This is a genomic window from Mesorhizobium sp. M7A.F.Ca.US.006.01.1.1, assembly GCF_003997935.1.
In the GTDB taxonomy this organism is placed as follows: domain Bacteria; phylum Pseudomonadota; class Alphaproteobacteria; order Rhizobiales; family Rhizobiaceae; genus Mesorhizobium.
In genome coordinates this window covers 17,736-43,063 of record NZ_RZQL01000024.1, presented here as the reverse complement: position 1 = coordinate 43,063, position 25,328 = coordinate 17,736, and the positions used below count along the sequence as shown (strand labels likewise).

Sequence of the window (25,328 nt, the reverse complement as noted above, 5' to 3'; positions counted from 1 at the left end):
GTCTGAAGTCCATGCGGTGGAGGGTGATGCACCAGTCCTTTCTGCGCTCGACCGTGGATCGCGTTTCGCCACTGGCCTGAAGCGGGTGACGGGCGAACGCCGCGACCTGTTCCGCCGGCCGCTGACGTTCAAGGAGTTGAATGCGTTCGACGGCCTGGTGTTCGATCCGCCACGCGCCGGTGCCGAGGACCAGTCGAAGCAGATTGCCCGCTCGGATGTGCCGTACGTCGCCGCGGTGTCCTGCAATCCGGTGACGCTCGCGCGCGACCTGCGCATCCTCATCGACGGTGGATACACACTGAAAAGCGTGACGCCGATCGACCAGTTCCTGTGGTCGCCGCATGTCGAAGCGGTGGCGCTGCTGGAGAAGCCGAAGAAGAGGCGGTAACCCGACGGCTTCGGCTCCTAGCTTGGCGACAGTCGTTTCGACGTGCCACCGCGTTGGTTGATCGACACCCAGGTGTTTGGGTTCTGCTGCGACTGGCGTTTCACGAAGTAATAGCCCGTCGCGTTCCAGGGCCTGATCTCATTGACCAGATTGTCCAGGACAAGATCGCCCTTGTCGGTTTTCACCGTCAGAATGGTGTGGCCTTCATTGTCCAAGTCGCGCACCACGGTCATCAGCAGCGCCTGCCGGGGGAAACCCGCTTCCAGAAGAAGCTTGCGCTTGTAGAGCGCGTAGATCTTGCAGTCGCCCTTGCCGTCCACCGGATAGTCCCAGTGATCCGCCATCGTACCCCAGTGATCGAAATTGCTGACGGGTTTGATGGCGTTGTTCGCCTTCTGGTTTATCCGCTTGAGGATGCGCAGGTTCTGCGCGGTCAGCTTGATATTCGCGGCCGGCAGAGCGGGCACCTTGCACTCCTTTGGCCGGCGATGGCAGAAATCGATCCAGCCGTAGGGGACGCTGGTGCTTCCACCAACGGCGGCAGATTCCGTCAATCGCGACTTGAACAATGTCGATTGTGCCGCCGCCGGGCTGGCTTGCAGCGATGTCGCGCCAATCAACGAAACGAAGCCAAGCAGGAGAGAGGAGGTCAGAACGCCGGGGGAACGCCGCATTGCCAACACCACCGCAACCAGAGGGCCGGCACTGCGTTCGTGCGGAAACAGCAGCCCAGGCAGTCAATCACTTAACAATTTCCTAACGTGGATTGTGTTCACTTCAAGGTACCGACAGGATTCAGGCTTAAAATCGCAAGCATAGCCCGTCCCGATAAAATACGCCCCATGACGACCTCAAACCCGCGTGCCGCCCACCGTCATCTGGTTCATCCTCAAATGCGGCTGGCCGACACCGACCGGGACGCCTTGTCCAGCCTTGCCGCACATGCCGATGCCGGTGTCGAGCTTCATGTCGTTGCCTATCATCGAGACGCGGTGCATGGCGTCCGGACCGTTGCCGATCAGCATCGCGCCCTTGATCGGCTGCGTCACCTTGCCGTTCTCGATCATGTAGGCCTCGGTGCAGCCGAACACGAATTTGCCCGAGGTGATGTCGACCTGGCCGCCACCGAAGGAGACGGCATAGATGCCGTTCTTGACCGAGGCGATGATTTCGTCTGGCTCCATGTCGCCCGCCGTCATATAGGTGTTGGTCATGCGCGGCATCGGCTGGTGGGCGTAGCCTTCGCGGCGGCCGTTGCCGGTCGCATTCATGCCCATCAGCCGGGCGTTCTGGCGATCCTGCATGTAGCCGACCAGCTTGCCGTCCTCGATCAGCACATTGCGGGCCGAAGGCGTGCCCTCATCATCGACGGTGAGCGAGCCGCGCCGCTCGGGCATCGTGCCGTCGTCGACGACGGTGACCCCCTTGGCGGCGACCTGCTGGCCGAGCAGGCCGGCGAAGGCCGAGGTCTTCTTGCGGTTGAAATCGCCTTCCAGCCCATGGCCGACGGCCTCGTGCAGCATGACGCCCGGCCAGCCGCTGGACAAGACGATGTCGAAAGTGCCGGCCGGCGCCGGTATGGCCTCGAGATTGACCAGGGCTTGCCTGAGCGCCTCCTTGGCGGCGTGCTTCCAGCTGTCCTCGACCAGGAATTCGCCAAACGCCTTGCGGCCGCCCATGCCGTAGGAGCCGCTCTCCTGGCGGTCGCCATTGCCGACCACGACGGAGACGTTGATGCGGACCAGCGGGCGGATGTCGCGCACCATTTGGCCGTCGGCGCGCACGATCTCGACATGCTGCCATGAGGCGGCGAGCGATGCCGAAACCTGCCGCACGCGCGGATCCTCGGCGCGCAGCCAGGCGTCGATTTCCTGCAAGAGCTTTGCCTTGGCCTCGAAGGAGGGCGAGGGAATCGGGTTCTCTTCGCCATAGAGATGGCGGTTGGTGCGTGCGGGTGCTGCGGCTAGCGTGCCGGAATAGCCGCCCTTGACGGTTGACACCGCGTCGGCCGCGCGTAGCAGCGAGGCCTCGGACAGATCGCTGGAATGAGCATAGCCGCTGGCTTCGCCGGCAACTGCGCGCAGGCCAAAGCCCTGGTCGGTGTTGAAGTTGGCGGTCTTCAGCCGGCCATTGTCGAACATCAGCGCTTCGCTCTCGCTGTATTCGAGGAACAGCTCACCGTCATCGGCGCCGTTGATGGTCTCCGCGACGATCTGCTTGATGCGATCGTCTGAAATGTCGAATTGGCCGATCAGGCTGTTCATGGCGCGTCCGTTCACAGGAGGAATGGGTCTTTGCCACGATGTAGGCGCGAAGGCGCGCCGAGACAATCGCTCGGCCGCATTGTGAAGACAAAAGCGGTTTGCCAGCAGCCCGTCGACGTCACTTCTGGTTGATGAAGCCGGTGATGTCGCCAGTTTTTCAGGGGAGGGCGGCGAAGCCGTCGGCAAAACCCTTGAGGTCGACCGGGATGCCGATGCCTTCTTCCGGGGTCTGGAAGACGATGAAGGTGGCCGACGTGCCGGTCTTCAGCGTGTCGAGAAGCGGCTTTTCGAGGATAACCTCGGCATAGCAGCCGTCCTGGAAGCAGCGCACGAAATAGGCGCGGCCGATATCCTTGCCGTCGACATTGAGGCCGAGCCCGTTGGGCAAGAGCACGCCGAGCGGCGCCAGCACGCGCAGGATCTCCGCCTTGTTGTCGGCGGTGCGCAGCACCACGACCGACAGTCCCATCTCCGGACGGTCCTCGGCGACGACGTTCTGCATCATCACGCATTGTTCCGAGGTTGCACCGGCCGGCGTGTCGCAGATGATCGACCATGCGCCATGCGTCGAGCGCACGGTACCGCTCGGCTGCGCGGCGTTCGCCGTGCCGGACACGATCGCGGACAAGCCGATGCCAGACAGGGCGGCGAAAAAGATGACCTTCGCCCAGTTTCTCGAAAACCGAGAGTTTCTCGAAAGCCAGTAATTCATGACGGCTCCATTGCGAATCACGGCACTTTAAGCCGCGCCAAAGCCAAGTAAAGGACGAGACCGCACCAGGTCTGCCCCGAAAAAGCCAATACGGCGCTTTTCCCTGCCAATTTCGCCCGAATTGCGACGTTCGGCACGTGCGGCCCGCGGGAATGCCGCTGTCGGCTCAATGTAGGCAATTCGGGGCTGCCGCGGCTGCCTCCAAAGGCACATCCGGGCTTGCGCGCAAAAATGCCGCACGGTTTCGTCCGCTCCTTTCTTGCGGAGGGAAAAAGAGTATGGTTTGAACCAGCTTGAAACTGTCGGGATTCCCGTCCCGGCATTGTTCGTTATTCTCGTGGGTACCACAGCGAGGAACTGGGAGACGATGAGGGCGATGAGAAATTTCCTGGCAAACGCCAAGGTTCCAGCAAGTGCCAAGTTTCTAAGTGCTTGTGCCGCTATCACGTTTTTCGCCGGCGCGTCCGCCCATGCCGACCAGCCCAAGAACTGGGAGACTACCTTCCAGGCGCCGGCGACCGACATGATGCGGCAGATCGAGTGGTTCGGAAACTACACGATGTGGTTCATCGTCCCGATCACCATCTTGGTGCTGCTTCTGCTCGCCTACTGCATCGTCAGATTCCGCGCGAGCGCCAACCCGGTTCCGTCCAAGACCAGCCACAACACGTGGATCGAGTTGATCTGGACGATCGGGCCAGTCGTCATCCTGCTCCTCATCGCCATTCCCTCGTTCCAACTGCTGACCGCGCAATACACGCCGCCGGAAGAAGCAAAGCTGACCGTCAAGGCGACCGGCAACCAGTGGAACTGGGACTACGAGTACCAGACCGACAACACGCTCTCTTTCAACTCCGCGATCCTCCAGGACACCGAACGCGCCGCTGCCGGCAAGGAGGACCGCAAGGTCTATCCGCGCCTGCTGGCCGTCGACAACGAACTGGTGGTGCCGGTCAACACCATGACCCGGGTGCTCGTCACCGCGACCGACGTGATCCACTCCTTTGCCATGCCGTCGTTCGGCATCAAGATCGACGCCGTTCCGGGCCGCACCAACGAGACCTGGTTCAAGGCGGAGAAGGAAGGTATTTTTTACGGCCAGTGCTCGCAGCTCTGCGGCAAGGACCATGCCTTCATGCCGATCGCCATCCGTGTCGTCTCCGATGCGCAGTTCAAGACCTGGCTGGCGGCGGCCAAGACCGATCTGTCCGGCGCCAACAAGACGCTGATGGCCGAGGTCGACGGCCAGAACAAGGTAGCGGCCGCCGGCAACTGATGCCGCGGGTTAGCAAGATTTAGGGAACGGAGCGGAACATGGCAGACGCTGCAGCTCACGACGGGCACGACCACAAGCCTTATCACGGCTGGGTCCGCTGGGTTTATTCGACCAATCACAAGGACATCGGAACGCTTTACCTGATCTTCGCGATCATGGCCGGCATCATCGGCGGTGCCTTGTCGGTCGCCATCCGCATGGAGCTGCAGGAGCCTGGCATCCAGATCTTCAGCGGCCTGGCGCAGATGGTCTATGGCATGAACGGCGACGCCGCGATCGACGGCGGCAAGAGCATGTACAATGCCTTCGCCACCGCGCACGCCCTGATCATGATCTTCTTCATGGTCATGCCGGCGCTGATCGGTGGTTTCGCCAACTGGATGGTTCCGATCATGATCGGCGCGCCCGACATGGCGTTCCCGCGCATGAACAACATCTCCTTCTGGCTGCTGCCGCCGGCCTTCATCCTGCTGCTCACCTCGATGTTCATGCCGAGCGCACCGGGTGCCTATGGCGTCGGCGGCGGCTGGACGCTTTATCCGCCATTGTCGACCTCCGGCCAGCCCGGGCCGGCCATGGATCTGGCGATCCTGTCCATCCACATTGCCGGTGCCTCGTCGATCCTCGGCGCCATCAACTTCATCACCACCATCTTCAACATGCGCGCGCCTGGCATGACGCTGCACAAGATGCCGCTGTTTGCCTGGTCGGTGCTGATCACCGCCTTCCTGCTCCTGCTGTCGTTGCCGGTTCTGGCCGGCGGCATCACCATGCTGCTCACCGACCGCAATTTCGGCACCACCTTCTTTGCGCCCGACGGCGGCGGCGACCCGATCCTGTTCCAGCACCTGTTCTGGTTCTTCGGTCACCCTGAAGTGTACATCCTGATCCTGCCGGGCTTCGGCATTATCAGCCACGTCATCTCGACCTTCTCGAGGAAGCCGGTGTTCGGTTATCTCGGTATGGCCTATGCCATGGTGGCGATCGGAGCCGTTGGCTTCATCGTCTGGGCGCACCACATGTACACGACCGGCCTGTCGCTCGACACGCAGCGCTATTTCGTCTTCGCCACCATGGTCATCGCGGTGCCGACAGGCGTGAAGATCTTCTCCTGGATCGCGACGATGTGGGGCGGGTCGATCTCGTTCAAGACGCCGATGCTGTGGGCGCTGGGCTTCATCTTCCTGTTCACCATCGGCGGCGTCACCGGCGTCCAGCTGGCCAATGCCGGCCTCGACCGCTCGCTGCATGACACCTATTTCGTCATCGCCCACTTCCACTACGTGCTGTCGCTGGGCGCGGTTTTCGCCATCTTCGCCGGCTGGTACTACTGGTTCCCGAAGATGACCGGCTACATGTATTCGCCCGTGATCGCCAACACCCACTTCTGGGTCACCTTCGTCGGCGTGAACCTGATCTTCTTCCCGCAGCACTTCCTCGGTCTCGCCGGCATGCCGCGCCGCACCATCGACTACCCCGATGCGTTTGCCGGCTGGAACTATGTGTCGTCCATCGGCTCGTATATCTCGGCCGTCGGCGTCCTGATCTTCCTCTATGGCGTGTTCGAAGCCTTCCAGAAGAAGCGGATCGCCGGTGCCAACCCATGGGGCGAGGGTGCAACGACGCTCGAATGGCAGCTGCCTTCGCCGCCGCCCTTCCACCAGTGGGAACAGCTGCCGAAGATCAAGTAAGGCTGCTGCCCGCTCGAATACGAAACCGCCGGTCCGCCGGCGGTTTCGGCCAACGGATGATGGACTTAAGTACGCATGGCCCTTGTCGACGACCCATTGATTGACGAAGCGGGCTTTCGCATGTCGGAAGCGACGGCGGGCGATTTCTTCGCGCTGCTGAAGCCGCGCGTCATGTCGCTTGTGGTGTTCACCGCCTTTGTCGGCCTGGTCGCCGCACCCGTGACCATCAATCCTCTGCTGGCGGTGATCGCCATCCTGGCTATTGCGATAGGTGCTGGCGCCTCCGGCGCGCTCAACATGTGGTACGATGCCGACATCGATGCCGTGATGACCAGGACCGCCAGCCGCCCGGTCCCGGCCGGTCGCATCCAGCCGCACGAAGCGCTGACCTTCGGGCTAGTGCTGTCGGTGCTGTCGGTGATGACGCTCGGCGTGCTGGTCAACTGGCTGGCGGCGACGCTGCTGGCCTTCACCATCTTTTTCTACGCCGTCGTCTATACGATGTGGCTGAAGCGCTGGACGCCGCAGAACATCGTCATCGGCGGGGCCGCCGGTGCCATTCCGCCGGTGATCGGCTGGGCAGCGGTGACCGGGACGGTCAGCCTCGAGAGCATTGTCCTGTTCCTGATCATCTTCCTGTGGACGCCGCCGCATTTCTGGGCGTTGGCGCTGTTCAAGTCCGAGGACTACGCCAAGGCCGGCATTCCGATGATGCCCAACGTCGCCGGCCACGCTTCGACCCGCCGCCAAATATTCGCCTATGCGCTGGTGCTTGCCCCGGTTGGCGTGCTGCCGTGGATGCTTGGCTACACCACGCCGTTCTATGGCGTGGCCGCCTTGCTGCTCGGGGTCGGTTTTGTCTGGTACGCGTGGAAAGTGCTTGGCATGGCCGACGATGACCGCGTCATGAAACCGGCCAAGGCCCTGTTCGCCTATTCCCTGCTTTATCTCTTCGCCATCTTCGCTGCCTATCTGGCCGACAGCGTTGTCGAACGCGCGCTAGCCATGGGTGGAGCATGACCATGATCGAGGAAAAGCTCGAGACCGTCACGTTGACCGAGCGTCAGAAGAAGGCGCAGCGCAGCCGTTCCATCGCCATCGGCGTGGCGCTGGCGCTGCTGGTGGTCATTTTCTACATCGCGACGATCGTGAAGTTCGGCCACAATCTGGGCACGATGTGATGAGCGTCGAGACGTCCAGGAAAGCGGCGGGCAAGAACAGCAACGTCATCGTCGCGGCTGTTTGCCTCGCCTTCTTCACCGGCATGATCGGCATGGCCTATGCGGCGGTGCCACTCTACAAGATGTTTTGCCAGGCGACCGGCTATGGCGGCACGACGCAACGTGCCGAGAAGCAGTATGCCGGCCGCGTGCTCGACCGCGAGATCACCGTCCGCTTCGATGCCAACATCGCCGGCGTGCCGTGGGAATTTCAGCCGGTCCAGCGCTCGATGACGATGAAGATCGGCGAGACCGTGCAGGCGCACTATCAGGCGACCAACAAGTTCGATCGTCCCGTGACCGGCCGCGCCACCTTCAACGTGCAGCCTGAGCTGGCGGGACCCTATTTCAACAAGGTCGAGTGCTTCTGCTTCACCGACACCACGCTGAAGCCCGGCGAGACGCTGGACATGCCGGTCCTGTTCTACGTGGACCCTGACATCGTCAATGTGCCGGAGCTCAAGGACGTGAAGACGATCACGCTGTCCTATACGATGTTCCCGGTCGAGAAGACCAAGCCGGTCGCCTCCTCGGAGCCGGCCGATGGCAACAGCAAGACAATTTCGAATACCGAAGCAAATCTCGGGGGTTGATATGGCAGACGCGCACGCAAAACCACAGCATGACTATCATCTCGTCGACCCGAGCCCATGGCCTTTCCTAGGCTCGGTAGGGGCGCTCGTCATGGCCTTTGGCGGTGTCGCCCTGATGGAATATCTGAAGGGCGGGTCGTTCCCGATCTTCGGCTTCAACATCGCCAATCCGTGGCTGTTCTTCATCGGCCTCGTGATCGTCCTTTACACCATGTTCGCCTGGTGGTCGGACACGATCAAGGAAGCGCATGAGGGTCATCATACGCGGGTCGTGTCGCTGCACCTGCGCTATGGCATGATCATGTTCATCGCCTCGGAGGTGATGTTCTTCGTTGCCTGGTTCTGGGCCTATTTCGATGCCAGCCTTTTTGCCGGTGAGGCACAGAACTACGCGCGCGCCACATTTACTGGTGGCGTCTGGCCGCCGAAGGGCATGGAGGTTCTCGATCCCTTCCATTTGCCGCTCTACAACACCGTCATCCTGCTCTTGTCGGGCACCACGGTGACCTGGGCGCACCATTCGCTTCTTCACGGCGACCGCAAGGGGCTGATCAACGGCCTGGTGCTGACCGTCGGCCTCGGCATGCTGTTCACCATGGTGCAGGCCTACGAGTACATGCACGCTCCGTTCGGCTTCAAGGATTCCATCTATGGCGCCACCTTCTTCATGGCGACCGGCTTCCACGGTTTCCATGTCATCATCGGCACCATCTTCCTGTTGGTCTGCCTGATCCGGGCGATGAAGGGTGATTTCACCCCCAAACAGCATTTCGGCTTCGAGGCGGCCGCCTGGTACTGGCACTTCGTCGACGTGGTCTGGCTGTTCCTGTTCGCCTCGATCTACGTCTGGGGATCGGTCGGCGCGGTGATCGAAGGTCACTGATCCGCCCAAGGGGATTTTCGTTTCTGCAGGCGGCCGCGGCAACGTGGCCGCCTTCTTCATTTTGGCGCAATGATTGCTGATCGATAGCCAATGCGACTGACAATCTTCCGGGCTATTTGCGCATTGATGATCGCGGCACTCCCGGCCTTTGCCGGCGAGAAGGCGGACTTGGTGCGTGTCCACAAGGCCGAACGCCGGCTGGAGCTGATCGGAGACGGCAAGGTCCTGCGAAACTACGGCATCGCGCTCGGCGGCGACCCTGTCGGGCACAAGCACCAGGAGGGCGATCAACGCACGCCCGAGGGGAACTATGTCCTCGACTGGCGCAACCCGAACAGCATCGCGCACAGATCGATCCATATTTCGTATCCCAATGCCGATGATGAGGCCGCCGCCAAGGCGCGCAATGTCGACGCGGGCGGCATGATCATGATCCACGGCCAACCGAATGGTTATGGCTGGTGGGGCTGGCTGCTTCAATTGGTCGACTGGACCGACGGCTGCATTGCGGTTACGGACTCCGACATGGACGAAATCTGGGCGCTGGTGGCCGATGGCACACCGATCGAAATCGAGCGGTAAGCAATGAGCGACGACGCTTCCATGAGTGAAGACAAGGCGATCTGGCCGCCGATCGATCCAATCTCGGCCGGCCTGCATGGCCGCTGCCCGCGCTGCGGCGAGGGACGGTTGTTCTCCGGCTTCCTCACCGTCGGTAAGCGCTGCGTCAATTGCGGCCTCGATTATTCCTACGCCGATGCCGGCGACGGGCCGGCGGTGTTCGTCATCCTGATCATGGGCTTCCTCATTGTCGGCCTGGCGCTCTGGGTTGAAGTCACGCTTAGCCCGCCGCTCTGGCTGCATCTGCTGGTCTGGATTCCGCTGGCTGTCGTGCTGTGCCTGGCGGCGCTGAGGCTGATCAAGGGCGTGCTGCTGACGCTGCAATACCGCAACAAGGCGGCCGAAGGCCGGTTGGATCGCGGCGAATGAGCGAGGCATCCGTTAAAGCCGACGGCCGATCGCGGCCTAGGACGGCATTGCTGCTTGGCCTTGGCCTGGTGCTGTTCCTGATCCTGCTGGCGCTCGGCACCTGGCAGGTGCAGCGCCTGTCTTGGAAGGAAGGTCTTCTCCAGACCATCGACCAGCGCACCCATTCAGCGCCACGGCCGCTGGCCGAGGTCGAGAAAGAGTTCGCCGCCACCGGGGACGTCGATTATACGCCTGTCACCGTCACCGGCACGTTCCTGCATCAAGGCGAACGCCATTTTTACGCGACCTGGGAAGGTGACGCCGGCTTCAACGTCTACACGCCGCTGGCGCTCGACGATGGTCGCTTCGTCCTGATCAATCGCGGCTTCGTGCCTTACGATCTGAAGGACGCCGCCAAGCGCGCCAAGGGACAGGTGACTGGCAGAGTGACGGTCACCGGGCTCGCTCGAAACCCCCTGCCGGCGAAGCCGTCGATGATGCTTCCCGAAAATGACGTGGCGAAGAACATCTTCTACTGGAAGGACCGCGACGTCATGGCGGCGAGCGCGGGCCTGCCGGCTGGGTTCACGCTGGTGCCGATCTTCATCGACGCAGACAAGACGCCAAATCCAGGCGGATTGCCGGTTGGCGGCGTCACCATCATCGACCTGCCGAACAGCCATCTGCAATATGCTGTCACCTGGTACGGGCTTGCCGCAGCGCTCGCCGCCGTGCTCATCCTGCGGCTCCGCCGCCCCGCGAAAGAGGAATGAACGCGAGCGACGCCCCCTTTCTACCGATGCCCTTGACAGGGCAGGGGTGCGCACCTCATTTCGGCTTTGATCAACCGGCCCGGATTTAATGCTTCAGACAACCACCAAACCACCTCTTACGATCCGGCTCTGCCAGCCGCGCGGTTTTTGCGCCGGTGTCGACCGTGCCATCCAGATCGTCGTGCTGGCGCTGAAGAAATATGGCGCGCCGGTCTATGTCCGCCATGAGATCGTGCACAACCGCTACGTCGTCGAGGGGCTGCAAAGCCTTGGCGCCGTCTTCATCGAGGAACTCTCCGAGATCCCGGTCGAACATCGGCAGTCGCCCGTCGTGTTTTCGGCGCATGGCGTGCCGAAATCGGTGCCGGCGGATGCGAAGGCGCGCAATCTCTTCTATCTCGATGCCACCTGCCCGCTGGTGTCGAAGGTCCACAAGCAGGCGATGCGCCATCAGCGGCTCGGCCGCCATGTGCTCTTGATCGGTCATGCCGGACATCCCGAGGTGATCGGCACCATGGGCCAGCTGCCGGACGGCGCAGTGACGCTGATCGAGACCGAAGCCGATGCCGCAAAGCTCGCGCCCGCCGATTCGCAGGCACTCGGCTTCGTTACCCAGACCACTTTGTCGGTCGAGGACACCGCCGGCATCATCCGCGCCTTGCAGGATCGCTTTCCAGCCATGCAGGCGCCGGCGGCGGAATCGATCTGCTATGCCACCACCAACCGCCAGGAAGCCGTCAAGGACACCGCGCCGGGCGCCGATCTCTATCTGATCGTCGGCGCGCCGAATTCCTCCAATTCGCGACGTCTTGTCGAGGTGGCGGAACGTGCCGGCGCCACCATGTCGCTTCTCGTGCAGCGCGCCGCCGAGATTCCGTGGAACGACATCGGCAACATCTCGACGCTCGGCCTGTCGGCCGGCGCGTCGGCGCCCGAAATCATCGTCGACGAGATCATCGACGCGTTCCGGCAACGCTTCGATGTCACGATCGACCTGGCCATCACGGCCACGGAAACGGAGGATTTTCCGGTCATGCGGGTATTGCGCGATGTCGAACTGACGCGGGCCGACATGGCCTTCGTCAATGGAGCCGCGTAAGGCACATGGCGGTCTACACCGACGTTGCGGAAGGCGAACTCGGCGCATTCCTGAAGCACTATCCGGTCGGCGATCTCCTGTCCTACAAGGGCATCGCCGAAGGCACCGAGAACTCGAATTTCCTGCTGCACACCTCGAGCGGCTCCTACATCCTGACGCTCTATGAGAAGCGCGTCGAGAAGGCGGATCTGCCGTTTTTCCTAGGGCTGATGGGCCATCTCGCCAACAAGGGCGTGTCCTGCCCGCTGCCGGTCACCGCGCATGACGGCAGCGTCATCGGCACGCTCGCCGGCCGGCCGGCGGTCATCATCACCTTCCTGGAAGGGCTTTCGTTGCGGCGGCCAACGGCGACGCATTGTGCCGAGGTCGGCAAGGCGTTGGCGCAGTTGCATCTGGCCGGCGCCGATTTTTCGATGACGCGTCCGAATGCCCTGGCCATCGACGGCTGGCGCAAGCTCTGGGATGCAGCGCGCGATCGCGCAGACGAGGTCGAGCCGGGTCTGGCCGCCGAGGTCGATGCCGACTTTGCCGATTTCGAGCGCAACTGGCCGAAGGACCTTCCCAAAGGCATCATCCACGCCGATCTTTTTCCCGACAACGTCTTCTTCCTCGGTGAAAAGCTCTCCGGCCTGATCGATTTCTATTTCGCCTGCGACGACCTCTACGCCTACGATGTCGCCACCTGTCTCAACGCCTGGTGCTTCGAGAAGGATTTTTCCTTCAACCTCACCAAGGGCAAGGCGCTGCTAGCCGGCTACCAGAGCCTCCGGCCACTGAGCGGCCAGGAGAAGGCTGCGCTGCCGATGCTGGCGCGCGGCTCGGCGTTGCGCTTCATGCTGACCCGGCTGTACGACTGGCTGACCGTTCCCGACGGCGGGCTGGTGATGAAACGCGACCCGACGGAATACATCAGAAGGATGCGGTTCCACCGGGCGATCAAATCTCCTTCGGAATATGGATTGGCCTGATATCATGAGCAAACAGGTTGAGATCTTCACCGACGGCGCCTGTTCGGGCAATCCCGGCCCTGGCGGCTGGGGCGCGATCCTGCGCTTCAACGGCACCACCAAGGAGCTTTCCGGCGGTGAGGCCGAGACGACCAACAACCGCATGGAACTGTTGGCCGCCATTTCGGCGCTGAACGCGCTGAAGGAACCTTGCACGGTCGACCTTCACACCGACAGCAAATATGTCATGGACGGTATTTCCAAGTGGATCCACGGCTGGAAGAAGAACGGCTGGAAGACCGCCGACAAGAAGCCTGTGAAGAACGGTGAACTCTGGCAGGCGCTCGACGAGGCCAACAAGCGCCACAAGGTCACCTGGAACTGGGTCAGGGGCCATGACGGCCATGTCGAGAACGAGCGCGCCGACGAGCTTGCGCGCCAAGGCATGGCACCGTTCAAGAAAGGCCCGTTCAATCCTGCAGCAGCGCCAAAGCCTGCTGCGCCGGCCAAACAACCTGGAATCGCGAAAGTGCGGCGCTCCACCCAGAGCTATTGAATTTCCGGCGCGGCGCGGCTCTCAGATACGAAGAAGCGGATCAGCCGGCGGGCGGCGGCAACTACTACGATATCGGCGCGCATCGCGTTGTCTACGGCTGGCTGCCGATCGACTGGCCAGCGCAGTTGTAGACCGTTATCGGATCAGCAGCGCCGTGCCCCAAAGCCCGAGTGCGAACACCGTATGCGACACCAGGTTCAGCGCACGGATCTGCATCGGGTTGGGCCGCTTCGATGCGGCCCAACCGGCGCCCATGCCGGGTGCCAGGAGGAACCAGCCGGCGCCGACGGTGACGATGCCAAGGATGAAGGCCGGCAGAAACGTCGGCGCGGCAAGCCAGCCCGCTCCGGCCAGCACCACCAAGATGATGCCGTAGACGATGCCGACAAAATAGTGAAAGGCCCAACCCAGCGCCTTTTCATGCGCGTACGGTGCGGCATCGCCGATATCGTCGTGGAAGACCTTGTCACGGAGATGCCAGACCCAGCGACCGACCGGCCCCCAGTTCGGCCGTGGCTGGCCGAACGCCTTGTGCAGGAAAATGGCCCAGAGATCCATCAGCACGGTGGCGCCGATACCGATCGCGATAGCGCGCCAGAAGATGTCAAACATCGCCAGGATCCCCCCAAAGCAAGCCATGAACTGCAAGCGCCATCGCCGTTGCTGTCCCCGCCCGACGCCACGCTGAAGTTCAGAGCTGTCCCAGAATATGAGCCGCGCCGGACTCGTCGACACCGGGCTTGGTCTCGACATTGAGCGCGGTGACCTTGCCGTCGTCGACGATCATCGAAAACCGCTTCGAACGCAGCCCCATGCCGGCGGCAGAAAGGTCATTGTCGAGGCCCACCGCCTTGGCGAAATCGCCACTGCCGTCGGCGAGGAACAGGATCTTGCCCTCGCCGCTGGTGAAGCGCGCCCAGGCGCCCATGACATGGACGTCATTGACCGAAACGACGGCGATAGTGTCGACGCCGCGCGCCAGGATGGCGTCATGGTTCTCGAGATAGCCGGGCAAGTGGTTGTTGCTGCAGGTCGGTGTGAAGGCGCCGGGAACCCCAAACAGAACGACCTTCTTGCCCGAGAAAATCTCGGTCCCGGTGATCGGCTTGGCGCCGTCGTCTGTCATCGTCTTGAAGGTCACCTCAGGCAGCTTGTCGCCAACGGAAATGGTCATGGATTCCTCGCTTGGGAAAATCGGGAAGGACGTGTCTTTGCGTAGCGAACTCAATGGCTTCCTGCAACCGTTGGGATGGGCTGGATCAAGGGAAAGGCAGAACCCCTTCGACCGCGCCCGCCGCACTCGTCAGCGTATAGTGAAGTCCGCCATCGGTCGGCGTTGTCGACGGGCGATCGAGGATCGGCACGGTGAAAATCAGCTTGCCGTCCTTTTCGCTGCGGGCCGGGGTGCCGAACATGTAGTCCCGCTCGCCGGCAACGAAGAAATCCGCCGCCGCCGGATCGCCGGGAAAGCTCGCCTCGACGATCAGTGTCTCGTGGTCGCCCGGCAGCACATTGATGCCGAAATCGGACCTCGCGGGCGCAGGCAGTGCCGTAAAACTCGCCTTTACCAGCGCCGCGTCCTCGGCATTGTCCGGATCGGAGGCGGGGTCGACGGTCAGCCGCGTCTGCACCGGAATGCAGATCGTTTCGCAGATGCCGAGAAAGATGTCGGCATCGATCACCGCCGGCTGGTTTGGCGTCGCCAGCGTGAACGTCACCGGCAGAGAAACCGGATAGTTGTAGCCTGCCCATTTGCCATAGCCGTCGTCATGGCGCTGCGGCGCCGGAAACGACAGAGCGGCGTCGGCGATGTTGGTGCTGGCTGAAATGTCGAGTTGCGGCGGCACGCCCGCGTCACCCGGATCGCGCCAATATGTCTTCCAGCCGGGCTTGAGCGCAATGTCGAGAACGCCCTGTATGCGGCCGGCATCGTCGGCTTTGCCTGATGTCACCAGCCGGACCTTGCCGCCTTCGCTGTTGTACCACGCCGACGAAGAGGCGGCGGCAGGAAGAGCGGTTGCCGATCCGATGGCAGCGCCGAGCAGCAGGATTTTCAAGCTTTGCATGGCGGTGATTTGATCGTCCGTTCGTGGCCGCGCAATGATTTCATGGCCTTGCCGGTATCATATTTGCGTGACTTCGAGGGAGAAGAATGTTCGAGCCGGCGCCACAGGCTTTGGTCGAATCCAGCACGGCGCATCTTTTCGGCGCTTTGGAAACGCGTTACGCTCCCTTCATGGACTTGTTGCGCCACAAGAAGACGGTCGCCAGCCGCGGCTTTCTCGACGATCAGTTCCTGATTGCCATGCCCGGCATGAAGGACGACCGTTTCACGCGCTCTGTCATCTATGTCTGCGCACACTCCGATGAAGGCGCCATGGGCCTGATCATCAACCAGACGCAGCAGATGCTGTTTCCGGACCTGCTCGTGCAGCTGGGCATCATGAACGAGCAGGAGGCAATCCGCTTGCCGGCGCAGGCCCGCGATTTCGTCGTGCGCAATGGTGGCCCCGTGGACCGCAGCCGCGGCTTCGTGCTGCATTCGGGCGACTACCGGGTGGAATCGTCGCTGACCGTTTCCGACGACATCTGCCTGACCGCAACCGTCGACATATTGCGCGCCATATCGTCAGGCCGCGGGCCTCGTCACGCGCTGATGGCGCTCGGCTATTCCGGCTGGGGCGCCGGCCAGTTGGAGACCGAGATCGCCGAAAATGGCTGGCTGACCTGTCCGGCCAATGCCGAGCTTCTGTTCGACACCGACATCGAACGCAAATACGACCGGATTCTCGCCTCGATCGGCATCGACCTCGCGCATCTCAGCCTCGCGGCCGGACACGCCTGAGCCGCTTACGCTTGCGTCAGCGGATACTGCTCTTTCAGCGCCTTCAGCACCTGGTCGCCCGGCATTGGCGCGCCGAACATGAAGCTCTGCACATATTCGCAGCCCATCTGGCGCAGTTCAAGCGCGTCGCTCTCGTCCGAAATGCCCTCGGCGACGACGGACAGGCCAAGTTCATGCGCCATGTTGACCATCGATTTCAGCAGCACCGCGCGCTTCGGCGTGTTGTCGTCGACGAAGCTCTTGTCGATCTTGATCGTGTCGAAGGGGAACCGCGTCAGATAGGCCAGTGAGGAATAGCCGGTGCCGAAATCGTCCAGCGACAGGCCGATGCCGAGCTGCTTCAGCTTGGTCAGCACGTGGGCGGTCTGCTCGGGATTGTCCATGACGAGCGATTCGGTGAGCTCAAGCCGGAAGCAGCGTGGCTTCAGATTGGCCCGAGCGATGACCGAGCGGACGTCGCTGACCAGGTCGCGGCGGATCAACTGGCGGCTGGACAAATTGACCGAGACCGACAGCGGCGCGTCACCGATCTGCTTTTGCCAGCTGGCGAGGTCTTCCGCCGCCTGCTGCATGGCAAACAGGCCGAGCTGCACGATCAGCCCGCAGCTTTCGGCGACCGGGATGAAATCCGCCGGCGGGATCATGCCGCGGCGCGGGTGGTCCCAGCGCAGCAGCGCCTCGAAGCCGGCGACGCTGCCGTCCTCGAGCCGCACGATCGGCTGGTAGGCAAGCGTGAATTCGCGCCGCTCGATGGCGCGGCGCAGGTCGGATTCGAACTGCAGCCTGTCGGTGCCGACAGTGCGGAAAGCCGGGCGGAACGGCTCGATCCTGTCGCCGCCGAAGCGCTTGGCCTGGTGCATGGCAAGCTCGGCATCCTTGACCATGTCCTCGGCCGACATCTGCGGCGAGTTCCAGGTGATCAGTCCGATCGAGGCCGTCAACACGATCTCGCGCTTGGCGAAGGTGATCGGATTGTTGATGGCATGCTTGATGGCATCAGCCACCGCGGCGATGCGGGCCGGGTCCTGTTCGGAAAGCAGCATCAGCGCGAACTGGTCGCCGGCAAAGCGCGACAGCGAATCCTTCGGCTTGAGCAGCCGGTGCAGGCGACGCGCGATGGTCAACAGGATGGTGTCGCCGGCCGAGATGCCGAGCCCGTCATTGACCTGCTTGAAACGGTCGATGTCGATGACGAAGACGGTCGGGCGCACCTTCTCTTCGGTACGCGCGATCGAGATGATCGCTTCCAGCCGATTCATCAGCAGTTCGCGGTTCGGCAGGCCGGTCAGATTGTCGTGCACGGCGTCGTGCAGCAGCCTTTCCTCGGACTTTTTCTGCTCGGTCACGTCGACCATGGTACCGACGCAGCGAATGACCTCGCCGTCCGATCCGATGACCGGGCGCGCGCGCAGGGAAAACCAGTGATAGTGCCCGTCAGCGCCGCGCAGGCGGAAATTCTGCGATACCCGGCCGCGCCGGTGTTCGAGCACGACGTCGAGCGTCGTGCGGAACGTGTCGCGGTCGTCGGCATGCAGCACCGGCAGCCAGTTGCGGGCCGCGCCGCCAAGGCTGTTGGGCGCCAGGCCGAGCTGGATGCTGACATCGGGCTTGGTGACGACGCGGTCGCGCAGCACGTCCCAATCCCAGACCGTGTCGCCCGATCCGGCCACCGCCAGCGCCTGGCGCTCGAGGTCGGAGAACAGGCCCTGGTGCAGGGCGCCGCCGGCAAAGGCGTGCTGCATCACTGTGAAGCCGATCAGAAGGATGATCAGGATCAGCCCGCCGCCGAGCGCCGGCTGGGCGATGTCGTTGTCGAGCATGCCGGTGATCGCCATCCACGATCCGCATAGCCACAACAGCACCATGACCCAACTGGGCACCAGCATGATGGCACGGTCGTAGCCGCGTATGCCGAGGAAGATGATCAGGCCAAGCCCGGTCAGTGCGGTGGCGGCGAAGGACAGCCTTGCGATGCCGGCGGCGATCGCTGGATCGATGATGGCGACGCCGGCGATCAGCACCAGCCCGAGGATCCAGACCAGTGCGCCGTAACTGAAATGGCCGTGCCATCGGTTGAGATTGAGATAGGCGAACAGGAACACCACGAAGGTTCCCGCCAGCGCCACCTCCGTTCCCGCCCGCCACATCTGCTCGTTGCCGGGCGATATCTCGATGATCTTGTTGAGGAAGCCGAAATCGACGCAGATATAGGCCAGCACCGCCCAGGCAAGCGCCGCCGTCGCCGGGAACATCGAAGTTCCCTTGACCACGAAAAGAATGGTCAGGAACAGCGCCAGCAGGCCGGCGATACCGATGACGATACCGCGAAACAGCGTGTAGGAATTGACCGAGTCCTTGTAGGATTCGGGATCCCAGAGGTAGACCTGCGGCAGCTTCGGCGAGGCCAGTTCGGCGATGAAGGTGATCACCGTGCCGGGGTTCAACGTCACCCGGAAAACGTCGGCATCGGGGCTGGTCTGGCGGTCGAGCGCGAAGCCCTCGCTGGGCGTGATGGCGGCGATGCGGGTCGAGCCGAGATCCGGCCAGAAGATGCCGGAATTCACCAGGCGGAAATGCGGTGCGACGATCAGCCGGTCGAGCTGCTGGTCGGTGGTGTTGGCGAGCGCGAAAACAGCCCAGTCGCCGGTCGAACGGGCATCATTGGCCTCGACCTCGATGCGCCGCACGATGCCGTCCGGACCCGGCGCGGTCGACACCTGGAAATTCTCGCCCTGGTTGCGGTAGATCTCGACGGCGCCGGAAAGGTCGAGCGCGACGTCGTCGCGGGCGATCTTGATCGGCTCGACGGCGAAGGCCGACGATGCCGCCCACAGCGTCAGGAGTGTCGCGAGGACAAAGGCGAACAGCGACCCGTTTCGCAGGAAATTCGTCAAAAATCAGTCCTTCGTTCCAACGCCCGGCGGATCGTCCGCGATCCGGGCGTAGAGGTAGTGGTCCTGCCAGATGCCGTTGATCCTGAGATAGGATCGCAGCAGTCCTTCGCGCCGGAATCCGGCTTTTTCAAGCACGCGGATCGACCGGATATTGTCGGGAATACAAGCCGCTTCGATCCGGTGCAACCTCAGCGTATCGAAGGCGAAGCGGGCCACCACCTTGACCGCATCGGTCATCAGGCCGCGGCCGCCGAAGCGCTCGCCGATCCAGTAGCCGACATGGCCGCTCTGCGAGACGCCATGGCGTATGTTGCCGAGCGTGATGCCGCCGGCCAGCTTGCCACTGCTCCTCTCGAAGATGAAGAAGGCGATAGCGGTTCCCTGAGCATAATCCTCGCGGTAGCGGCTGATGCGCAGCCGCCATGCGTTGCGGTCGAGTTCGTCGGGAGTCCAGCGTGGCTCCCAGGGTTCGAGGAAGGCTCGGCTTTCGCCGCGCACCGCCGCCCACTCGCGGTAGTCGTTGGTGAACGGCACGCGCAGCGTGACGCGGTCGCCTTTCAGCGCCGGCAGGTCGCGGCGAAAGAAAGGGAGCGCGAACACGACGCTTCGAGGGGCTTAGACGGCGAGCTTACGGGCCGTGGTCTGCGTGCCCGCGAGCGATTCGAGGATCGCCTCGTATGGCGCCAGCGTACCCACAGGCCCGACAGCGGTAAGCGTCGGCTTGGTCGAGAACAGTCGCGACGACAGATCGGTCAGCCGCTCGATCGTCAGCGCCGACAGCCGTTCCATCAGTTCCTCCTTGGCGATCGGCCGGCCGAACAGAAGCAGTTGCCGTGCGATCTGCGAAGCCCGGCTGGCCGGGCTTTCGGCGGACATGATCAGCCCGGCGCGATATTGGGCGCGCGCGCGGTCGAGCTCCTCCTGCAGGATCTTCTCGCCGGCCTTCTGCAGTTCGTCGATGATGACAGGCACCAGTTCGGCGATGTCGCTCTGGCCGGTGGCGGCATGGACGCCGAAGACGCCGGTGTCGGAAAAGCCCCAATGGAAGGCATAGACCGAATAACACAGGCCGCGCTTCTCCCGGACCTCCTGGAACAGGCGCGACGACATGCCGCCGCCGAGGATCATCGACAGCACCTGCGAGGCATAGAAGTCGCGCACATGATAGGCACGACCCTCGAACCCCAGCACGATCTGCGCGTCCATCAGGTCGCGGTCCTCACGGAAGTCGCCGCCGACATATTGCGCATATTGCGGGATGGTGCTGTCGGCCTTGCTGCGGAAGCCGCCGAGCTGCTTTTCGACCTCGCGCACGAAATTGTCATGCTTGATGTCGCCGGCGGCGACAATCACCATGCGCTCGGCGCCGTATTGCCGCTCGATGAAGTCGTGGAGTTGCTTGGAGGTGAAGGATTTGACCGTTTCGGGCGTGCCGAGAATGGAGCGCCCAATCGTCTGATGGCGATAGGCGGTTTCCGTGAAACGGTCGAAGACGATGTCGTCGGGCGTGTCGTGCGCAGCGCCGATCTCCTGCAGGATCACATGCTGTTCGCGTTCGAGTTCCTGCGGGTCGAATTCGGACTCCTGCAGGATGTCGGCAAGAATGTCGACGGCCAGCGGCACGTCGTCGGAGAGCACCCTGGCATAGTAGGAGGTGGTCTCGACGCTGGTGGCAGCGTTGATCTCGCCGCCGACGTCCTCGATCTCCGAGGCGATTTCGAAAGCGCTCCGCCTTTTCGTGCCCTTGAACGCCATGTGCTCGAGCAGATGGGCCATGCCATGCTCGTCGTCGCGTTCATTGCGGGCACCCGACTTGACCCAGGCACCAAGGGCAACCGATTCGATGCTTTGAAGGGTTTCGGTGGCGACTGTCAGGCCGTTCGACAGACGGCTTACCTCAACACCCATATGGCTACTACTCCCTAACGCGCCGCCCGCGCGCGGCGGCCGACGTAATCTTCCACCATTTTCAGGTCGGATGGAAGTACCGTGTATTTTTCCTCCGATGTCATCAACCCACCTAGCCATGCGGGCAGTGCGGGCGACACGCCGCTGGCGGCTTCGACGGCGGCCGGGAATTTTGCCGGGTGCGCGGTACCCAGCACCACCATCGGCACGGCGCCTGACGCCTTGCCCGCAGCGACATGCACGGCTGCCGCGGTGTGCGGATCGAGCAGATAGTTGCTGGCCGCGAGCGTCGAGCGGATGGTCGCGGCGACCTCGTCCATATCAGCGCGGCCGGCGTCGAATTCAGACCGCATCCCGGTGATTTGCTGGGGTTCGATGGTGAAAGCACCGGACTGCTTCAGGCCGTCCATGTAGCGCCGCACAGTCGCCGCGTCACGGCCGGAGGCCTCGAACAGCAGGCGTTCGAAATTCGACGACACCTGGATATCCATCGACGGCGACGTGGTCGCAAAGACGCCCTTGGTGCGGTATTCGCCGGTCGAGAAGGTCCGTGCCAGGATGTCGTTGTCATTGGTGGCGATGACCAGCCGATCGATCGGCAAGCCCATCTTCTTGGCGGCGTAGCCGGCGAAGATATCGCCGAAATTGCCGGTCGGCACGGTGAAGGAAACCGGCCTGTCCGGCGCGCCGAGCGACAGCGCCGAGGAGAAATAATAGACGATCTGGGCCATGATGCGGGCCCAGTTGATCGAATTGACGCCCGAAAGCGCCACCCGGTCGCGAAAGCCGTGATCGTTGAACATGTCCTTGAGCAGGCCCTGGCAATCGTCGAAATTGCCTTCGATCGCCAGCGCATGGACGTTTGCAGCCGCCGACGTCGTCATTTGCCGCTGCTGCACCGGCGAGACGCGGCCATGCGGGAAAAGGATGAAGATGTCGGTCCGGCTGCGACCGGCAAAGGCATCGATGGCCGCCCCGCCGGTATCGCCCGAAGTGGCGCCGACGATGGTGGCGTGCTGGTCGCGTTCGGTAAGCACATGGTCCATCAGCCGGGCCAGAAGCTGCATCGCCACATCCTTGAAGGCGAGCGTCGGCCCGTGGAAGAGTTCCAGGATGAAGGTGTTGGGGCCGGTTTGCACCAGCGGGCAGACGGCCTCGTGGCGGAAGGTGGCATAGGCTTCGCGCACCAGACGCTCGATAACGGGCGGCGGGATCTCGTCGCCAAGGAACGGCGACAGCACGCGGATGGCAAGGTCGGGATAGGCAAGGCCGCGCATGGTGCGGATCTCGGCGGCGGAAAACTGTGGCCACTCGCGCGGCACGTACAGCCCGCCGTCGCGCGCCAGCCCAGCCAGCACGGCGTCGGAAAATCCAAGAACGGGGGCTTCCCCGCGGGTACTCACATAGTGCATGTCACAATTCCGTTACTGCCTGGCTTTTTCCGTCCACCGCAAGGTGGTTAATTTCTGCGTTGGCTCAGTCGCATTTTTGCCGCGCGGTTGATATACGTCACCAGCTTTGCGAGAGGGAAGTGCAGTTTCATGGCGTTTCGTACATTCAGTGGTCGCTTTTTGGCGGGTCTTGCGCTCACCGGCTTTATGATCGCCGCCGCCGGCTGCCAATCGGGCGACAATGGCATCCTGAACCTCGGCATAGGCAAGAAAGATCCAACGGCGCCACCGCCGCCGCAGGATCCCAAGATACTGGCCAGCCAGCTGCAGGCCTATTGTCCCAGGGTGACGGTGCGGGACGGCACGGCTTTCTTCAATACCTATTCCAAGGAAGCTCAGAAGCCCAAGCCCAGGATCAAGAAGACCGGCGACGCCGCGCAGGATGCCGCGGCCCAGGCCGAGGCTGACGCCGCGGCTGCAACTCCGCCCGACGAATCGGCCAACATCATCTACCAGGCATCGGTCAGCGACGTGACACGCGACTGCAGCCGTGCCAACGGCCAGCTGACGATGAAGATCGCGGTCGCAGGCAAGATTGTCCCCGGACCGAAGTTTTCTCCAGGCACCATCACCATGCCCATCCGCACGGCTGTGATGCATGGCACCGAGGTCCTTTACTCGCAGCTCCACCAGTATCAGGTCCAGGTCACCGATCCTTCGGTCGCCACGCAGTTCGTCTTCACCGATTCCAATATTGTCGTGCCCGAGCCGACGGCGCAGGACTATCAGGCCTTTGCCGGCTATGACGAAACCGCGCATAAGGCAACGGTGGACAAGCCGAAGAAGAAGCAGAGGAAGAGAGCCGCCGCGACGAACTAGATTCCGGCGGTTGCGTAGGGCGTGCGTCGCGGCGCACGCTTCTCAGGCGTCCGACCACTCCGACAGCGCCGCGATCACGCTTTTCAACTCCGCCCAGCGGCGGATCACCGTTTCGGCGCCGGCCTCGGTGAGCGCGTCGGCATGGCCGGGATAGCTGTGGGAGGCTCCGGTGAAGCCGATCACCCGCATGCCTGCCGCCCTTGCGCCGTGGACGCCGTGCACGGAATCCTCGATGACGAACGTGTTCGCCGGGTTGACGTTGAGTTTCTCCGCCGCGAACAGGAACACGTCCGGCGCCGGTTTCGTTTTCCCGGTCGGTGTTTCCATCGCCGAAAAAATCCGGCCGGTGAAAAACGGCAGAAGATGCACCTTCTCCAGCATGAATTCGATCCGCTCGGAGCGTGAATTCGAACAGACGCAGCGCGGCACCGTGACCGCGGCGACCGCCTCGCGCGCGCCATCGATGGCGCGGACGTCGCTGCGCAGTTTGCGGTCGACCAGCTCCCTGGCGCGGTCGATGAGCGTGGCCTGGAACGGGATGCTCGACTTCTCTTCGACCCGCATCATGATGTCCTTGAAGGTCAGTCCGGCATAGGTCTCCGCGAGTTCCTCGGCTGATATCTCGTATCCCGCCAAGGTCAGCAGCTCCGCCTCGACGCGGGCGGCGATGATCTCGGAATCGACGAGCACGCCGTCGCAATCGAAGATGACAAGGTCTGGCTGGGGCATGGTGATCCGGACAATGGGAGGGCGAGATGGCCTCGGAAGGCTCAGGCCGCGCGCATACACCAACAGGGCCGCCTTCGCAAATTCGCCACACCCGTCCCTTGGCCTTCACGGAATATTTACGCTGATCGGTAACCATAACCAGGAGTAAACAGTAACGCGTGCCCTGGGTGTCAGAATGTCTGCCGTGCGTCTTCTCGACGAGCTATCCCACGCTCCCCAGCAATCCGAATGGCTGGACACCATCCTTAAGGGCGACTGCGTCGCCGCGCTCGAACGGCTGCCAGAAAAGTCGATCGACGTCATCTTCGCCGATCCGCCCTACAATCTGCAGCTCGACGGCGACCTGCACCGGCCCGACCAGTCGAAGGTCGACGCCGTCGACGACGATTGGGATCAGTTCGAGAGCTTCGAGGCCTATGACGCCTTCACCCGTGCCTGGCTGCTGGCGGCGCGCCGGGTGCTGAAGCCCAATGGCACCATCTGGGTCATCGGCTCCTATCACAACATCTTCCGTGTCGGCGCCAAGATGCAGGATCTCGGCTTCTGGATCCTCAACGACGTGGTCTGGCGCAAGACCAACCCAATGCCGAATTTCCGCGGCCGCCGCTTCCAGAACGCGCATGAGACGATGATCTGGGCCACGCGCGATCAAAAGGGCAAGGGCTATACCTTCAACTACGAAGCGATGAAGGCGTCCAACGACGACATCCAGATGCGCTCCGACTGGCTGTTTCCGATCTGCACCGGCGGCGAGCGGCTAAAAAACGACAATGGCGACAAGCTGCACCCGACGCAGAAGCCGGAAGCGCTGCTTGCCCGCATCATGATGGCCTCGACCAAACCGGGCGACATCGTGCTCGATCCCTTCTTCGGCTCCGGTACCACCGGCGCGGTGGCCAAACGCCTCGGCCGCCATTTCGTCGGCATCGAGCGCGAGCAGGCCTATATCGACGCCGCCAACGAGCGCATCGACGCGGTGCGGCCGCTGGATGGTGCCGATCTCACCGTCCTCACCGGCAAGCGTGCCGAGCCGCGCGTTGCCTTCGTCAGCCTGATCGATAACGGGCTGATGATGCCGGGTGCGACGCTCTACGACGCCAAGAAGCGCTGGGCGGCCAAGGTGCGCGCCGACGGCACGGTGGCGATCGGCGACAGCGCCGGCTCGATCCACAAGATCGGTGCCGAAGTGCAGGGGCTGGATGCCTGCAACGGCTGGACCTTCTGGCACTACGAGCGCAGCGGTGGCCTGACCCCGATCGACGAATTGCGCCGCATCGCGCGGCTCGGCATGGAGCGGGCAGGGGCCTGAGC

General features: G+C 62.8%; 26 protein-coding genes and 1 pseudogene. 16 read left to right on the top strand and 11 right to left on the bottom strand.

Annotated elements, in window-relative coordinates:
• Positions 1–388 (top strand): annotated as a pseudogene (locus EN943_RS07160) (RNA methyltransferase); the annotation flags it as partial.
• A gap of 17 nt (positions 389–405) precedes the next feature.
• Here EN943_RS07160 and EN943_RS07155 read toward each other — a convergent pair.
• The 3 genes from EN943_RS07155 to EN943_RS07145 all read right to left on the bottom strand — a co-directional run bounded on the left by EN943_RS07155 (position 406) and on the right by EN943_RS07145 (position 3,364).
• Positions 406–1,062, bottom strand: a complete 657-nt coding sequence (locus tag EN943_RS07155; protein ID WP_164778109.1) for a transglutaminase-like cysteine peptidase — start codon at positions 1,060–1,062, stop codon at positions 406–408.
• Between the two features lie 177 nt (positions 1,063–1,239).
• Complete coding sequence (tldD, locus tag EN943_RS07150; protein ID WP_127412068.1) at positions 1,240–2,652, bottom strand: metalloprotease TldD; 1,413 nt, start codon at positions 2,650–2,652, stop codon at positions 1,240–1,242.
• A 157-nt stretch (positions 2,653–2,809) separates the two neighbouring features.
• Entirely contained in the window at positions 2,810–3,364 is a 555-nt protein-coding gene (locus tag EN943_RS07145) for an invasion associated locus B family protein (RefSeq protein ID WP_013532781.1), read from the bottom strand.
• A gap of 259 nt (positions 3,365–3,623) precedes the next feature.
• Here EN943_RS07145 and coxB point away from each other — a divergent pair, with 259 nt between their 5' ends.
• The 12 genes from coxB (at position 3,624) to rnhA (ending at position 13,371) form a co-directional block, all read left to right on the top strand.
• Entirely contained in the window at positions 3,624–4,640 is a 1,017-nt protein-coding gene (gene coxB / locus EN943_RS07140; protein ID WP_164778108.1) for a cytochrome c oxidase subunit II, read from the top strand.
• A gap of 38 nt (positions 4,641–4,678) precedes the next feature.
• Positions 4,679–6,331 (top strand): cytochrome c oxidase subunit I, encoded by a 1,653-nt coding sequence (gene ctaD / locus EN943_RS07135; RefSeq protein ID WP_013532779.1) that lies wholly within the window; start codon positions 4,679–4,681, stop codon positions 6,329–6,331.
• Positions 6,332–6,406: 75 nt separating this feature from the next.
• Positions 6,407–7,351 carry a heme o synthase gene (locus tag EN943_RS07130; RefSeq protein WP_127412066.1) on the top strand — a complete coding sequence of 315 codons (945 nt, stop codon included), beginning with the start codon at positions 6,407–6,409 and terminating at the stop codon, positions 7,349–7,351.
• A gap of 2 nt (positions 7,352–7,353) precedes the next feature.
• On the top strand, positions 7,354–7,512 hold the full coding sequence (locus EN943_RS07125; RefSeq protein WP_013532777.1) for a hypothetical protein: 159 nt from the start codon (positions 7,354–7,356) through the stop codon (positions 7,510–7,512).
• Positions 7,512–8,144: a cytochrome c oxidase assembly protein gene (locus EN943_RS07120; RefSeq protein ID WP_127412065.1), complete on the top strand. Its 633-nt coding sequence runs from the start codon at positions 7,512–7,514 to the stop codon at positions 8,142–8,144. The genes EN943_RS07125 and EN943_RS07120 overlap by 1 nt, the downstream gene beginning before the upstream one ends.
• A 1-nt stretch (position 8,145) precedes the next feature.
• On the top strand, positions 8,146–9,027 hold the full coding sequence (locus EN943_RS07115; RefSeq protein ID WP_027035941.1) for a cytochrome c oxidase subunit 3: 882 nt from the start codon (positions 8,146–8,148) through the stop codon (positions 9,025–9,027).
• Between the two features lie 90 nt (positions 9,028–9,117).
• The gene (locus tag EN943_RS07110; protein WP_127412064.1) at positions 9,118–9,609 is read left to right on the top strand and encodes a L,D-transpeptidase family protein; all 492 of its coding nucleotides are present in this window, start codon (positions 9,118–9,120) and stop codon (positions 9,607–9,609) included.
• Between the two features lie 21 nt (positions 9,610–9,630).
• On the top strand, positions 9,631–10,017 hold the full coding sequence (locus EN943_RS07105; RefSeq protein ID WP_164778107.1) for a DUF983 domain-containing protein: 387 nt from the start codon (positions 9,631–9,633) through the stop codon (positions 10,015–10,017).
• Positions 10,014–10,769: an SURF1 family protein gene (locus tag EN943_RS07100; RefSeq protein ID WP_164778106.1), complete on the top strand. Its 756-nt coding sequence runs from the start codon at positions 10,014–10,016 to the stop codon at positions 10,767–10,769. Before EN943_RS07105 ends, EN943_RS07100 begins: the two co-directional genes overlap by 4 nt.
• An 88-nt stretch (positions 10,770–10,857) precedes the next feature.
• On the top strand, positions 10,858–11,868 hold the full coding sequence (ispH, locus tag EN943_RS07095) for a 4-hydroxy-3-methylbut-2-enyl diphosphate reductase (RefSeq protein WP_127412062.1): 1,011 nt from the start codon (positions 10,858–10,860) through the stop codon (positions 11,866–11,868).
• A gap of 5 nt (positions 11,869–11,873) precedes the next feature.
• Positions 11,874–12,836, top strand: a complete 963-nt coding sequence (locus EN943_RS07090; protein ID WP_127412061.1) for a homoserine kinase — start codon at positions 11,874–11,876, stop codon at positions 12,834–12,836.
• Positions 12,837–12,840: 4 nt separating this feature from the next.
• On the top strand, positions 12,841–13,371 hold the full coding sequence (rnhA, locus tag EN943_RS07085) for a ribonuclease HI (protein ID WP_127412060.1): 531 nt from the start codon (positions 12,841–12,843) through the stop codon (positions 13,369–13,371).
• Between the two features lie 135 nt (positions 13,372–13,506).
• Here rnhA and EN943_RS07075 read toward each other — a convergent pair whose 3' ends face one another.
• The 3 genes from EN943_RS07075 to EN943_RS07065 form a co-directional block, all read right to left on the bottom strand.
• Positions 13,507–13,983 (bottom strand): DUF2938 domain-containing protein, encoded by a 477-nt coding sequence (locus EN943_RS07075; RefSeq protein WP_127412059.1) that lies wholly within the window; start codon positions 13,981–13,983, stop codon positions 13,507–13,509.
• Between the two features lie 79 nt (positions 13,984–14,062).
• Positions 14,063–14,545 (bottom strand): peroxiredoxin, encoded by a 483-nt coding sequence (locus EN943_RS07070; RefSeq protein WP_127412058.1) that lies wholly within the window; start codon positions 14,543–14,545, stop codon positions 14,063–14,065.
• A gap of 85 nt (positions 14,546–14,630) precedes the next feature.
• Positions 14,631–15,437, bottom strand: a complete 807-nt coding sequence (locus tag EN943_RS07065; RefSeq protein ID WP_127412057.1) for a protein-disulfide reductase DsbD domain-containing protein — start codon at positions 15,435–15,437, stop codon at positions 14,631–14,633.
• A gap of 170 nt (positions 15,438–15,607) precedes the next feature.
• On the opposite strand from EN943_RS07065, the gene EN943_RS07060 reads away from it, so the two are divergent.
• Positions 15,608–16,216: a YqgE/AlgH family protein gene (locus EN943_RS07060; protein ID WP_023808594.1), complete on the top strand. Its 609-nt coding sequence runs from the start codon at positions 15,608–15,610 to the stop codon at positions 16,214–16,216.
• Positions 16,217–16,221: 5 nt separating this feature from the next.
• Here EN943_RS07060 and EN943_RS07055 read toward each other — a convergent pair whose 3' ends face one another.
• The 4 genes from EN943_RS07055 to thrC are packed head-to-tail and all read right to left on the bottom strand — an operon-like array spanning position 16,222 to position 22,430.
• Entirely contained in the window at positions 16,222–19,110 is a 2,889-nt protein-coding gene (locus EN943_RS07055) for an EAL domain-containing protein (protein ID WP_127412056.1), read from the bottom strand.
• Positions 19,111–19,113: 3 nt separating this feature from the next.
• On the bottom strand, positions 19,114–19,710 hold the full coding sequence (locus tag EN943_RS07050; protein ID WP_127412055.1) for a GNAT family protein: 597 nt from the start codon (positions 19,708–19,710) through the stop codon (positions 19,114–19,116).
• Between the two features lie 15 nt (positions 19,711–19,725).
• Entirely contained in the window at positions 19,726–21,018 is a 1,293-nt protein-coding gene (locus EN943_RS07045) for a pitrilysin family protein (RefSeq protein ID WP_056580991.1), read from the bottom strand.
• 14 nt (positions 21,019–21,032) lie between these two features.
• Positions 21,033–22,430, bottom strand: a complete 1,398-nt coding sequence (gene thrC / locus EN943_RS07040) for a threonine synthase (protein WP_127412054.1) — start codon at positions 22,428–22,430, stop codon at positions 21,033–21,035.
• A gap of 129 nt (positions 22,431–22,559) precedes the next feature.
• Here thrC and EN943_RS07035 point away from each other — a divergent pair, with 129 nt between their 5' ends.
• Positions 22,560–23,288 (top strand): hypothetical protein, encoded by a 729-nt coding sequence (locus EN943_RS07035; protein ID WP_127412053.1) that lies wholly within the window; start codon positions 22,560–22,562, stop codon positions 23,286–23,288.
• 42 nt (positions 23,289–23,330) lie between these two features.
• Here the strand turns inward: EN943_RS07035 and EN943_RS07030 are convergent, their stop codons facing one another.
• Positions 23,331–24,017 (bottom strand): HAD family hydrolase, encoded by a 687-nt coding sequence (locus EN943_RS07030; RefSeq protein WP_127412052.1) that lies wholly within the window; start codon positions 24,015–24,017, stop codon positions 23,331–23,333.
• A gap of 175 nt (positions 24,018–24,192) precedes the next feature.
• Here EN943_RS07030 and EN943_RS07025 point away from each other — a divergent pair, with 175 nt between their 5' ends.
• The gene (locus tag EN943_RS07025) at positions 24,193–25,326 is read left to right on the top strand and encodes a site-specific DNA-methyltransferase (RefSeq protein ID WP_127412051.1); all 1,134 of its coding nucleotides are present in this window, start codon (positions 24,193–24,195) and stop codon (positions 25,324–25,326) included.
• Positions 25,327–25,328: the final 2 nt, after the last annotated feature.